This window comes from Streptomyces sp. NPDC054840, from assembly GCF_053611065.1.
The window spans coordinates 1-13196 of record NZ_JBSGZP010000138.1 but is presented as its reverse complement, the minus strand read 5'-3'; the positions used below and the strand labels follow the sequence as shown (position 1 = coordinate 13196).

Here is a 13196-nt window from a genome sequence, read left to right as displayed (position 1 = left end):
GCCTGGGCCTGCATGAGCAGCGCCGATCGGGTCAGGCCGCCGTCCACGCGCAGGGTGGCGAGCGGGGCGCCCAGGTCGGCGGCGACCGCATCGGCGAGTTCCGCCACCTGGGCGGCGATGCCGTCGCACAGGGCGCGCACCAGGTGCCCGGCGGTGGTGTCGAGCCCCAGACCGGTGACCGAGCCGCGCAGGTCGCCCCGCCACCACGGGGCGGCGAGCCCGGCGAGCGCCGGGACGAAGGTGACTCCGCCGGCGTCCGGGACGCTCCCACCCACGGTGTCGATGTCGGCGGCGTCGGAGATCACCCCGAGATCGGTGAGCCAGCGCACGGCGGAGGCAGCCGTGTACACCTGCCCGTCCAGGCAGTAGCTGGTCCGGCCGGCGAGCCGCCAGGCCACGCAGCCGACCAGTCCGGAGGTGCTGCGCAGGGGGCGCGGGCCGGTCTGCGCGAGCAGGAAGGCGCCGGTACCGTAGGTGCACTTGGCGGTGCCGGGCTCGGTGACGCTCTGGGCGAGCAGCGCGGCCTGCTGGTCCACGAGCAGTCCCGTCACCGGCAGTTCGGGACCGAACGCGGTGGTCGTGCCGACCCGGGTGTCGGCGTCGACGACCTCCGGCAGCAGCTCCCCCGTGAGGCCGAAGGCGTCAAGCGCCGCGTCCGACCAGCAGGTGGTGTCGAGGTCGAGCAGCTGGGTGCGGCCGGCGGTCGCCGCATCGGTGACGAACGCACCGGTGAGGCGGTGCACGAGCCAGACGTCGCTGGTCGTCACGACGCCGCGCCGGGTGAGGTGGCGGCGTATCCAGGCCATCTTGGGGGCGGCGAAGTACGGGTCGAGCGGCAGACCGGTCGTCTCCCGCAAGGACGGGGCGTGCGGGGCCAGATCGGCGCAGAGCTGTTCGGCGCGCCGGTCCTGCCAGACGATCGCGTCGGTCAGCGGTTCGCCGGTCGCCGGGTCCCAGGCCAGTACGGTCTCTCCCTGGTTGGCGAGGCCCACCGCGACCACGGGCTCGCCGGCCGCCGCCAGCGCGGCGCGTCCGGCGTCGACGACCGAGTCCAGCAGCTCGCCGGGGGTGACCTCGACGCGGCCGCCCGGCAGGTAGCGGGGCCGTACGGGGGCGGATCCCGAGCCTATGACGCCGCGTACCGGACAGACGACCAGCGCCTTGGTCCCCGAGGTGCCTTGATCGACAGCGAGCACCGGGCCCGTCATCACCACTCCCTCCCTGGTGTCGCCTTGATCGAACGTCGGTCGGAAGCCTTCCCCAGCCGACCTCGCCCGTCAAGATCCGCCCGAGGCCCGCCGTCCGTCTTTGACGCATCTTCATATGCCGATCGTGGCCGGATACTTACGGTCGAACAAAGATCTGGATGCGTATGCTCCTGATCGCCATATAGTGATCGCCGATCAACGGGCAGCGACATCGACCGTGGGTCAACGGCGGGGGTTCGACGAACAGTTCTCGCACGGTTCACGCATCCCTGGCACCGGGCACGGTTGCAGCGCGGCAGCCGGCGGCCGGGATGGACCCACCTTCCATGCGATCCGAGGACTGATGATCACGATCACCGCAGTACGCGCCCACCCGGGCCGCCGCCCGTCGACCGGGACGAGGTGATGGCGGGCAGCGATTTCCGGCCCGTCTACCATCCGGCCGGGCACGACAACGAGCTGCGTTCCGCCGCCCAGGACGTGCGCACCGGCCGCTGGGTCGCCATGGCGCGCTTACTCGAACGCACCGACAACTGGGGGCTGTGGACCCAGCGCACCCAGGTCCTCGCCGCCGTCTCCGCCGGATCCGACGTGGTCCAGGCCTGGCGGACCGAGGAACCGCACAGCGTCGCCGCACTCGTGATGCACACGCGCGTCTGCGTCGAACGGGCCGTCCGCGCCCACCGCGCCGGACACCCCCGCACCGGCGAGCTGTGGCAGGAAGCGTGGTCGACCTGCCGGGAAGCCGCCCGCATCAGCCCCGCCGACCCCGTGCCCTGGGTCTGCCTGCTCGCCCTCGCCCTCCTCGACGAGCAGCGCCAGATGGCCGAGCACCGGATCGCGCCACCCGGCCCGATGCTGCCCCCCGGCCCCTGGGGCATCCTCGCGGAAGTCGACAAGCGCGACCCGCACAACCGCGAGGCCTACCACCGCATGCTCCAATTCGTGTACGCGGGCGCGCCCGGACCGCTCTCCGAGGCCGCCAACTTCGTCCACTGGGCGGCCGGTTCCGCACCGCCGGGATCCGCCGTGCACGTCCTGCCGCTCTACGTACGGGTCGAACGCTACCGCCGCGAACGCGGCCAGGAGCGGGCCCTGGACCTGCACTGGGTCGCCGAGGACGCCGTCCGCGACGCCCTCCACGCCATGGACACCTGGTTCCACCACGCCGATCTGCCGCACGCCTCCCCGCTCGATCTGAACCAGCTCGCCCATGCCCTGTGGGGAGCTCTCCAGTTCGACGAGGCGGCCCGGGTCTTCGACACGATCGGCCCGTACTGGACCACCCTGCCGTGGGCCCACCGGACCCGCGACCCGGCCGACCGCGCCCTGGCCGAGGAGGTGTTCCTGCACGCCAGGTCCCGCAGCCTGGCCGGCCGGAACTGACCCCCGCCGCACTTCACCACGGCGCCGACCGCTCGCTCCACCCCCAGCTGCACCCGCACCCCCAGGCTCCACCGTCCCCGTGCTCCACAGACCCCCGGAGGTACCGCCGTGTCCAGAACCGATTGGGCAGCCCGCCAGGACCGTAAGGCCCCACCCCAGCAGGACGAGGAACAACGCCTCAGGGAGCTCGGCTACCAGCCCGTCCTCGCCCGCCGGATGGGCGGCTTCGGGAACTTCGCCATCAGCTTCTCCGTCATATCCGTCCTCTCCGGATGCATGACGCTGTACGGCTTCGGCATGGGCTCCGGCGGCCCGGCCGTCATGCTGTGGGGCTGGGTCGGCGTAGGCCTCTTCGTCCTCTGCGTGGGTCTCGCCCTGGCCGAGGTGACCAGCGCCTACCCCACCTCCGGCGCGCTCTACTACATGGCCGACCGGCTCGGCGGCCGCCGCTGGGGCTGGTACACGGGCTGGCTGAACCTGCTCGGCCTGCTCGGCGCCATCGCCGGCATCGACTACGGGGCCGCGCTGTTCACCGGCGCCTTCCTCAACCTCCGCTTCGGGTTCGTGCCCACCCCCGGCTCGACGTTCCTGATCTTCCTGTGCATCCTGCTGCTGCACGCCGCGCTCAACCTCTTCGGGGTCCGCCTCGTCAGCGTGCTCAACTCCATCAGCGTCTGGTGGCACCTGGGTGGCGTGGCCGTGATCGTCGGCGCCCTGGCCTTCATCCCCGACAACCACCAGTCGGCCTCGTTCGTCTTCACCGAGTTCGTCAACGACAGCGGCTGGGCCAACCCGTTCTACGTGGCGGCGGTCGGCCTGCTGCTGGCCCAGTACACCTTCTCCGGCTACGACGCCTCCGCGCACCTCTCGGAGGAGACCAGGGACGCCTCCGTCTCCGCCGCCAAGGGCATCGTCCGGGCCATCTGGGTCTCCTGGATCGCCGGTTTCGCCCTGCTCGCAGGCCTCACCTTCGCCATCCAGGACTACGCGGCGGTCCAGAACAGCGCCACCGGCGTCCCGCCCGCCCAGATCTTCATCGACGCACTGGGCTCCGGTGGCGCCACCGCCCTGCTCCTCGTCGTCATCGTCGCGCAGCTCTTCTGCGGCAATGCCGAGGTCGCCGCCGCGAGCCGGATGGTCTTCGCGTTCAGCCGTGACAACGCGCTGCCCGGCTCGGCCTTGTGGCGCAAGGTCAGCGGCCGGACCCAGACGCCGGTGCCGGCCGTCTGGCTCGCCGTCGTCGTCGCGGGCGTACTGGCCCTCCCCTCGCTGTACTCGGCCACCGCCTACGGAGCCGTGACCGCCATCAACGTCATCGGCATCACCCCGGCCTACGCCATCCCGATCTACCTGCGCCTGCGCGCCGGCAACCGCTTCCAGCCCGGGCCCTGGAACCTGGGCCGCTGGAGCAAGCCGATCGGCTGGATCGCCGTCGTCTGGGTGGCGCTCGTCACCGTTCTCTTCTGCCTGCCCCAGAAGTCCCCCGTCACCATCGACTCGATGAACTACGCCGTGATCGCCCTGGCGGTGGTCCTGGTCCTCGCCAGCGTCTGGTGGTACGTCGCACGCCGCTCGTACGGCACCCCGTCGGCCTACGGCAACGCCCGCGAGCAGGCGGAGATCGCCGAAGACATCGTCTGATCCGGCGCGACCGCCCCGGCCGGCCGCGCTCGCATCCGGTCCACGGGTGGCCGGTGAGCGGCGCAGGGCCGGTCAGCGGCGGCCGGCCGTTCGCCGCTGCGGGGGCGCGATGCGTACCCGCTTCTCGGCGGGCCCGCCCTCGATGTCGTCGAGCTGCGCGACGACCGTACTGCGCAGATCGTCGTAGTCATCGAAGCGGAAGTCGTGGAACAGCGTGTAGCCGGTCCACATCAGGTTGGCACACACCCGGGCCGGCACCCGGCCGGTCCGGGCGCCCATGCCGACCAGCGCCACCGACCGGATGCTGCCCGGCGCTTCGGCGTTCTGCCGGTGGATCGCCTGGAACGCGGCCGCGCACGCCAGGGCGACGTTCAAGGTCTCGCGCACGTTCTGCGAGGACTGCTCCATCGTCGGCGTCGATATCAGGAACTTCGGTGCGACCGCCCCCGAAGCGACGCACACCGCGCTCCCCACCGGGAGACTGCCCGCGAACTGCGCCCGGATGGCCCGTTGCACGCGCAGCTGGATGCCCGCACCCAGGTGCCGCTTGATGACCGCGTCGACCCCACCGTCCATCCGCCCCCGCGAGTTCGTCGGAGTGACCCACGCGTCGACCGCCTCGTCGAGGATCGAACCCTGGCGGATCTCGATCCCGGGAGTGTCCGCGAACGCCGCCCGCCACGCCTGGACCACCTCCGCGTTGGTGTCGGTCAGTACCACCCGGAGCGGCGACGGCACACGGTCCACACTCATGATCTACTCCGATCGGAAAGGGTTCCTGCACTGCTCAAGAACGCTACCGGGAGCCACTGACAACGCCCCTGACAAGCCTGGACCGTGACGTGACGTCACGATTGCGCCCCTCCCGGGCCGGTGTTAGCCTGCCGCCAGATTTCCGTCGGCCACGCCTCGAAGACCGAGGCCGCGGACGAGCGCCGATCGCCCCGCCTGCGCGTGCTCCCGGTACGCACGCGGGCCGTTCAGGCCGCTTCCGCCGGCTCGGCACGGTCATCTGACACCTGACACCTGAGATCCCGAGACCCGCACGGGCGACTCGCCCGTGCCCTCATCGTGCCCGTCGGCACGGTCCGACCCCCGGAGCGCCTCCCATGAGCGATGCAGCATCCCCTGCCCAGCCCCACGCGGACGACCCGCTGGGCCTCGCCGAACTGTTCAAGGGCGGCGGCGAGCCGTGGCTTCCGCTGCTGAAGCCCGTCATCGAAGCGCAGCCGGACGCGGCGGCGTTCATCGGTGCGGGCCGGAGCCCGGAGACCGTCCCCGTACGCGAACTGACCTTCCAGGCGCTCAAGCCCAACCCGCCGCACCGATGGAAGGTGGTCGTCTTCGGTCAGAACCCGTACCCGCGGCCGGAGAGCGCCACCGGCATAGCCATGTTCGACAACACCTTCCACGACTGGGCGGACAGCCAGTTCGGCAGGGTCGTCAGCATCCGCTGCATCATCAAGGCCGCGGCGATGTGGAAGTACGGGATTCCCAAGAAGACTCCCATCGCCGACGTCCGTGCCCTGCTGAAGGAACGGGACACCGTCCAGCCCCCGGAATGGTTCCAGGCGATGCTCACCCAGGGTGTGCTGCTGTTGAACGCGGCACTCACCGCCGGCAGCGACGGAACGACGGGCATCGACCGGCACACCGCCTTCTGGCGTCCGGTCGCGGAGCGGATCGTCGAGGAGATCCTGAGGGCGAAGCAGAACGCCGACGAGGAGGACCGCGGCGTCGTGTTCGCCTGGTGGGGGGCCCACGCCCGCTCCCTGAAGAAGGTCGTCCTGCGGCTGCAGGAGAAGTACCCCGAGGTCGAGGTACGGCACATCGACCACCCCAACCCCGCCGCTCAGGGGGACATCTTCTGCGACGGCGACCACTTCGCCATGGTGAACGACGCCCTCGCGTCGCTCGGTGCCGATGAGATCGACTGGCTGCCGAGCAAGGGGTGGAACGCGGCGGGGCCGGCTACCGGCGGCACGGGCGACGATGTCGCCGGCCGCATGGGCGCCTTCATCGCGTCCACCATGGAACTGCACCAGCTGTACCTCGACCGTCTCGCGAGCGTCAAGGACGAGGGGCTCGTCCTGCCCGCCATCAGCGGTGTGTTCGACACCCCGCTGATGGACTTCCAGAACGCCGTCACCCCGGTCGTCGAGGCGCTGTCCGGCCTGGACCGGCACGTCAAGCTGTCCCACGAGTTCGGCATGGGGCGGGCGGACGGAGCGGCGGGCGGCCTGTCCGCCGACGCGATCGCCGCGCTGCACCTGTACACCTGCGAGTCCGCGTTCTACCGGGAGATCAACGCGGTTCTGCGCTCCCCGGACCGGTCCCGGCTCGTTCCGTACCTCCCGTACCTGCGGCTGCTGTTCGCCGCGGTGGCGGAACTGCCCACCCGGAAGGAGCCGTTGTGGCGCGGGGTCGCGCTGGACCTGCGCGCGCAGTACCCGCTCGGCGGGACCGTGACCTGGTGGGGGGTGTCCTCGTGCACGTCGGAGGTCGGCGTGGCACGAGCGTTCCTCGGTGGACGCGGAAAGCGCACGCTGTTCGAGGTGACCCCGGTCCGGGCGGTCGGCATCCGCAGCTTCTCCGCGTTCACCGGCGAGGAGGAGTTCATCCTCGCACCGGGTACGCAGCTCGAGGTGACGGACGTGAGGAGCGAGCGCGGCGGCCTGTGCACGGTACGGCTGACCGAGCTGGAGGAGCAGACCCTGGTGTCCTGAGCGGGCGGCCGCCGTGCCGGGGCCGGGCCTGCCGAGGTGACGCGGGCGCTGTCGCGGGACGGCGCGGTCGCCTTCGCCGCCGTCACCACGTGCCGGACGTCGGTCCTCGTCATGGTCCGGTGCCGCGGCACCGGAGCCCGGTACCCGTACGTGCTGACGACACGCCCCGCCTGGTTCGGCGAGCTCGTTCGGAAGGCCTTCCGCCCGTAGGAGGCGTCTCGCCGATCCGACCGGCCTACCGCCGGTCGGCGTACCTGTCGCTGCGCGCGGCCGGATGCATTTCTACGGTGGATGAATGAGCATCAGATCCTCCGGGCGCAGAACCGGCACGGGCGCGGCAGCTCTCGCCATCGGCGCGTCGGTCCTCCTCGCACCGACGGCCGCGGGCGCCACCCGAGCGGAGCCACTGCCGCCGAGACCCGCCTCGTCCGTGGACGCATCGCTGTTGCACCGGTCCGGGACCCATGTCCGGGCGCGGCAGGGGGCGCCCGCGCTGCCGGACGACGTGTCCGCCCTGTCGTGGCTGGTGGCGGACGTCGGTACGGGCGCGGTGCTCGCGGCCCACGACGCACACCGCCGGCTGCCACCGGCCAGTACCCTCAAGACCCTCTTCGCCCTCACCGCCCTGCCCCACCTGCCCGGATCGGGCCGGCACACGGTCACCGCGGCCGAGCTGGACGAGGTACCGGAGGGGAGCAGCACGGTCGGTCTTTCGGCGGATCACACCTACCGGGTGGCTGATCTGTGGCGGGGGGTGTTCCTCAGCTCGGGCAACGACGCCGTGCGCGTCCTGGCCGAGATGAACGGCGGCTGGGACGTCACGTCGGCGCAGATGCAGGCCAAGGCGCGCGCCCTGGGCGCGCGGGACACCACCGTCGTCTCCCCGGACGGCTTCGACGCGGACGGCCAGGCCTCCTCCGCCTACGATCTTGCCGTCTTCGGCCGTACGGGCCTCGCGGACCCCGCCTTCGCCGAGTACGCGGCGACCGCCGACGCCCGATTCCCCGGCGGTACCCACACCGACGGCAGTCCCACCTGGACGTACGGGATCGAGAACACCAACCGGCTGGTGACCGGTCAGGACGGGATGGGCCGGTACCCGGGGATCATCGGTGTCAAGAACGGCTACACCTCCCGGGCGGGTTTCACGCTGATCGCGGCCGCCCGTCGGGACGGCCGGACCCTGCTGGCGACGGTGATGAACCCCCAGTGGGGCGGCGCGAACGCCGTGTACGAGGAGGCGCGGTCCCTGCTGGACTGGGGGTTCGCCGCGGCGGGACATGTGGACCCGGTCGGATCGCTGATCCCCCCGGCGACGCCGCCCGCGGCACCGCCCGCCGTCATCGCCGCCGGCGCCGTCGCGCCGGACCGGCTCCGCGTGGGTGCCCCGATGGTCTACGGCTTGTCGGCCGCGTTCCTCGCGGCGGTGGCGGCCCTGGCCGGGGCGGCGGTCCTGCGAAGCCGCCGAAGCCTGCCGTGACCCCGGGTGGCGCGGCGGGTGCGGCCGGCGGTGTCCGGTGCCAGGCTGAGGACCGTACCGGACCCGTGAAAGGCCATCCCATGATCACCACTGACTTCGTACCCGGCTCCCCCTGTTGGCTCGACCTCGGCGTGCCCGACGTCCGTGCGGCCGCGGCCTTCTACGGCGCCGTGCTCGGGTGGGAGTACGAGTCCATGGGCGAGGGGGAGGACATGGAGGGCGGGATGTTCCGGAAGGACGGGAAGATCGTCGCCGGGCTCGGCAAGCTCACCGAGGAGGGCGCGCGCCCGGCCTGGATGATCTACCACAGTGTCACCGACGCGGACGCCACCACCCAGGCGGTGGAACGCCTGGGCGGCACGGTCCGGGTGGCTCCGAGGGACCTCGACGAGTGGGGCCGGATGGCGCAGTACAGCGACCCCCTGGGCGGACAGTTCGCCGTCTGGCAGCCGGGACAGAACAAGGGCGTCGAGCTGGTGGACGAGCCGGGCTCACTGTGCTGGACCGAGCTGTACACGACGGACGCCGCCGCCGCGAAGGAGTTCTACGGCGGAGTGTTCGGCTGGCGGTTCGGCGACATGGCGCTGCCCGGCGGCGGGGGCACGTACGCCCTCATCACTCCCGGCGGACTTCCCGAGGAGCGGATGCACGGCGGCCTCATGGAGCTCCCCGCGGAGCACCTCGCCCTCGCGCAGGGGCGGCCGTACTGGCACCCGGTCTTCGCCGTCGCCGACTGCGACGCCGCGGTCGCCGAGGTGACCGAGAACGGCGGGAGTGTGCAGATGGGGCCGCAGGACGCGGAAGGCGTCGGCCGGCTCGCCGTCTGCCTCGACCCGTCGAACGCCGACTTCGTGGTCCTCACGCCGGTCCGCAGCTGAGCCGGGGCGGCACCGGTTGCGCTGCGCGAGCGGGGATCTCCGGCCGCGGCTGCCGCCGGAGCTTTCCGGGAGCGGTGGACCGGAGTGGCGGCCATGGGTGGGGGCGAGGCAGTCTGTAGTCATGAGAGCGCCCTTGCGCTCGCCTCCTGGACCGCGAGCCGACGGCCACCACCAGGTCCTTTTCGTCTTGGCGGAGTGCGTGCCCTTCGCGATCGCCCTGCTGGTGCTCCTCGTCGAGTTCACGCCCCTGCACGTCCTGTACACCGGCCCCCTGTTGGTCGCGACACCCGCTCTGGCGGGCGTGACGATGGGCCCCAGGGGCACGCTCGCGGCGGCGGGCGTGGCCGTCGGTGTCAGCGTGGCCACCGCCAGCTACAACGGCGCCTGGGGGAGCCAGCAGGTCTACACGAACTTCCTCGCCCTCTTCCTGGTCACGGCGGCGAGCTTCATGACGAGCCGCTCCGCGCGTACGCGCCAGGAGAGCGAGCTGGACCACGTCCAGCGGATCGCCACCGCCGCCCAGGACGTCCTGCTGCGGCCGGTGCCGGCCCGGCTGGGTGCCGTACAGGCGGCCAGCATGTACCTCGCGGCCGAGTCGGGCGCCCAGATCGGCGGCGATCTGTACGACGTGGTGCAGACGCGGTACGGGGTCCGGATGATCGTCGGCGATGTCCGGGGCAAGGGCCTGCCCGCGGTACGGGCCGCGGCGGTCGTGCTGGGCGCGTTCCGGGAGTCCGTGCACTACGAGGACGACCTGGTGGAGGTCGTCAACCACTGCGGAGCGGCCCTGCGGCGGGATGCGGTCGTCGCGGGTGCGGCCGAAGGCGAGGACGCCCTCTTGGAGGGGTTCGTCACGGCGCTGGTGGCCCAGGTCCCGGACGGCGCTCACGTCGAGGTGGTCAACCGGGGCCATCCGCCGCCGCTGCTGCTGAGCCATGGCACGGTCCGGCCCCTGATGCCCACCGCCCCCCTGCCGCCGCTCGGGCTCGAAGAGTTCATCAGCGGTCCTCCCGGGCGGGCGGACCGTTATCCGTTCGCACCGGGGGACCGGCTGCTCCTGTACACCGACGGTGTCATCGAGGCCCGCGACCAGCACGACGCCTTCTTCGATCTGGCCAAGGCCATGGGGACCATGTGCAACCACACCCGGGAGGCGTTCCTGGACGACCTGCATCAGGCTTTGCTCCGCCACACGCAGAACCGCCTGGCGGATGACACGGCGATCCTCGTCGTCGACCGGTGCGAGGACGAGGAGCCGCCGTCGGCCGGAGGTCCGGCCTAGTGCGTGGACTCGCCCGGACGGTCGGGAGCGCGACAGCATGGAGAGGGGCCGGTCGGCGAGAAGCCCTCGGGAGGAGGTGATACGTACAGTGGCCAGACATCGCTTCTCGTTCTGCGGGGCTGAGCTCGCCGCTGTCTACGTGGTCGCCGACGACGGCAGGGAACTCCATCTGGCCGAGCTCACCGGTAACCGCCGCGTCCTCTACGGACTGCCGGCGATCCTCGCCGTGGCCGGCCATTCGCCCGCCGCCAACGCCTTCCGCTCCGGCCGACCGCTGTGGCTGGCGCCCACGGAACTCGCCACGTTCATCGAGGAGGACCCCCACCACTTCCCCACCCGGGTGCGGGGCGGTGACCCCGATTCGGCGGCCAGGATCTCGCTGGGCGCGCTGCCGCTGGGATACGAGGACCAGGAGCTCGGCTGCCTGGTCGTCGCCGGGCGGGCCGGGGACGGCTTCAGCGCCGACGACCGCAGCCTTCTGGAGCTCTACGCCGACCAGGTGGCCACGGGGCTCGAATCGGCCGCCGCCCGCTTCGCCGGCCGCAAGGCCCCGCAGGCTCATCTGGGCCAGTCGCTGGTGCCCGACCAGGGCGGCGCGTTCATCCTGGAGCTGCGCACCGGCCGCATGGAGGCCCACGCGCACGTGCTGGAGCTGCTCGGCCTGCCTCCCGAGCAGTTCGACGAGCAGGTGGAGACCCTGCTCGCCTGCGCCGTCCCCGACGACATGCCCGCGCTGATGGCGATCGTGGAGCCGAACCGGCTGGCCTCCGGCGGACAGCAGCTGGCGTTCCGGATCCGCCGGCCGAACGGCGAGTTGCGCTGGCTGGGGCTGCGTTGCCGGGTGGAAGTGGACGCCGACGGCACCCCGCAGCGGGTCCTTGGCGTGGTGGCCGATGCCACGTACCTGCGCCCCAGCGCCGACGAGGTCTCCGTCGTGCAGCGGCTGTCGGCGACCCTGGCGGGAGCGGCGACCATCCGGGACGTCAGCCGGCTGGTGGTGGCCGCCCTGCGCGAGCCGCTCGGCGCCTCCCGGGTCGCCGTCGGCGAACTGGAGCCGGAGCGGCTCATCGTGACCGCCCTCGATCCTCCGGAGGCCGATGCCTGGCCCGAGGTCTGGCGCTCGGAGTGGCGGTCCGAGTGGCCCGACGTGGCGCTCAGCGACCTGCCCACCCTGCAGAGCGCCCTGCGCGGGGGGCATCTGAGCCTGTGGCCGCCGGAAGCGGATCTGGAGCCCGGGCTGCTGGGTGTCGGGCCCGGTGGTCTCGCGGTGCTGCCGCTGCCCGCCGACGGCCGGATGGTGGGGGTGTGCCTGGTGGGGTGGGACGCGGAGCACCGGTTCGGACCTGAGGAGCGGTCGCTGCTCACCGCGACCGCGGGGCTGGTCGGGCAGGCGCTGGTGCGCGCCCACGCGCTGGACGCGCGCCACGAACTCGCCACCATGCTCCAGCGCAGTCTGCTGCCCCGTAAGCTCCCGGAGCTGCCGGGCGGGGTCGCCGTCGCCCGCTATCTGCCCGCGACCGCCGGACTCGAGGTCGGCGGCGACTGGTACGACGTCATTCCGCTCCGTGACGGTCATGTGGCCTTCGTCATCGGGGACGTGCAGGGGCACAGCGCGGGAGCCGCCACGATCATGGGCCAGATGCGTACGGCGGTCAGGGCCTACGCGGTGGAGGGCCACCCGCCCGATGTGGTGGTCGCGCGGGCCAACCGGCTGCTCGTCGGCATGGAGACCGATCTGTTCGCCACGTGCGGGTACGTGGACCTGGACATGGAGGAGGGCATCGCCAGGGTCGTCCGGGCCGGCCACCTGCCACCGATCCTGCGTCATCCCGACGGCTTCGCCGAGGAGATGATGGTCGAGGGCGGGCCTCCCCTGGGTGTGCTCGCGGAAGCGGAATTCCCCATGACCGAGGCCGGGCTGGTCCCGGGCACCCTGCTCGTTCTGCTGACGGACGGCATGGTCGAGTCCGCCAGGCTGCCTCTGGAGGAGGGCATGCGGCGGGTGTGCGATGTGCTCGCGGCGGCGGACCCGCTCGATGTCGGAGGGGTGGCCGACGAGTTGGTCGGCGGCGTGGGCCGTCGTGACGACGACGTGGCGTTGCTGTTGCTGCGCTACGACGGCCAGGGCGACCGGCCGAAGCGGAGCCACTGGACGGTGTGGCGGCTGCCCAACGCGGTCCTGCACGCGCGCCGCTTCACCGCGCGCACGCTGCGGTCCTGGGGAGTGGTGGAGCAGCTCGACGAGGCTCTGCTGGTCGTGTCGGAGCTGGTCACGAACGCCATCGCGCACACGCAGGGCGAGGTGGAGATGGATCTGACCCTGTCGGCGGACCGGCTGCGGATCGCCGTGAACGACGCGTCGCCGCGCAGCCCCGTCAAACCGATCTGGGTGAGCTGGGAGTCGACCGGCGGTCGCGGGCTCCTCATCGTCGAGGCCGTGACGACGGCCTGGGGCTCGGTACCGCTCAGTGGCGGCAAGCAGGTGTGGGCCGAGATCCCCTGGCGCCGCGACCCCTGACGCGGTCGCGCGGATGGCCTGGTCACGGGCCGGAAGCACCGCCGGTGCGGTGCGGAGCCGCCGATGCGGTGCGGAGC

10 protein-coding genes are annotated in these 13196 nt (G+C 72.1%); 8 read left to right on the top strand and 2 right to left on the bottom strand.

What is annotated here, in order from left to right:
* A partial coding sequence (locus tag ACWGIU_RS13025) for an FGGY family carbohydrate kinase (RefSeq protein ID WP_453705193.1) occupies window positions 1–1208 on the bottom strand: 1208 nt, incomplete at its 3' end.
* Window positions 1209–1613: 405 nt separating this feature from the next.
* Between ACWGIU_RS13025 and ACWGIU_RS13020 the strand changes: the two genes are divergently transcribed.
* Together ACWGIU_RS13020 and ACWGIU_RS13015 are read left to right on the top strand one after the other, a co-directional pair.
* Window positions 1614–2594, top strand: coding sequence for a hypothetical protein (locus tag ACWGIU_RS13020; protein WP_453705191.1), 981 nt, complete (start codon window positions 1614–1616; stop codon window positions 2592–2594).
* Between the two features lie 216 nt (window positions 2595–2810).
* Window positions 2811–4235 carry an amino acid permease gene (locus ACWGIU_RS13015; RefSeq protein ID WP_453705195.1) on the top strand — a complete coding sequence of 475 codons (1425 nt, stop codon included), beginning with the start codon at window positions 2811–2813 and terminating at the stop codon, window positions 4233–4235.
* Between the two features lie 72 nt (window positions 4236–4307).
* On the opposite strand, the gene ACWGIU_RS13010 is transcribed toward ACWGIU_RS13015, so the two are convergent.
* Entirely contained in the window at window positions 4308–4988 is a 681-nt protein-coding gene (locus ACWGIU_RS13010) for a macro domain-containing protein (protein ID WP_453705189.1), read from the bottom strand.
* Between the two features lie 356 nt (window positions 4989–5344).
* Between ACWGIU_RS13010 and ACWGIU_RS13005 the strand changes: the two genes are divergently transcribed.
* The 6 genes from ACWGIU_RS13005 to ACWGIU_RS12980 all read left to right on the top strand — a co-directional run bounded on the left by ACWGIU_RS13005 (window position 5345) and on the right by ACWGIU_RS12980 (window position 13119).
* Complete coding sequence (locus ACWGIU_RS13005) at window positions 5345–6961, top strand: ADP-ribosyltransferase domain-containing protein (protein WP_453705187.1); 1617 nt, start codon at window positions 5345–5347, stop codon at window positions 6959–6961.
* A 36-nt stretch (window positions 6962–6997) separates the two neighbouring features.
* Entirely contained in the window at window positions 6998–7171 is a 174-nt protein-coding gene (locus ACWGIU_RS13000; protein ID WP_453705186.1) for a hypothetical protein, read from the top strand.
* Between the two features lie 85 nt (window positions 7172–7256).
* Window positions 7257–8441 carry a D-alanyl-D-alanine carboxypeptidase family protein gene (locus tag ACWGIU_RS12995; protein ID WP_453705184.1) on the top strand — a complete coding sequence of 395 codons (1185 nt, stop codon included), beginning with the start codon at window positions 7257–7259 and terminating at the stop codon, window positions 8439–8441.
* 80 nt (window positions 8442–8521) lie between these two features.
* The gene (locus tag ACWGIU_RS12990; RefSeq protein ID WP_453705182.1) at window positions 8522–9319 is read left to right on the top strand and encodes a VOC family protein; all 798 of its coding nucleotides are present in this window, start codon (window positions 8522–8524) and stop codon (window positions 9317–9319) included.
* Window positions 9320–9440: 121 nt separating this feature from the next.
* Window positions 9441–10601 (top strand): PP2C family protein-serine/threonine phosphatase, encoded by a 1161-nt coding sequence (locus ACWGIU_RS12985; RefSeq protein WP_453705180.1) that lies wholly within the window; start codon window positions 9441–9443, stop codon window positions 10599–10601.
* A gap of 37 nt (window positions 10602–10638) precedes the next feature.
* Window positions 10639–13119, top strand: coding sequence for a SpoIIE family protein phosphatase (locus ACWGIU_RS12980; protein ID WP_453705178.1), 2481 nt, complete (start codon window positions 10639–10641; stop codon window positions 13117–13119).
* Window positions 13120–13196: the final 77 nt, after the last annotated feature.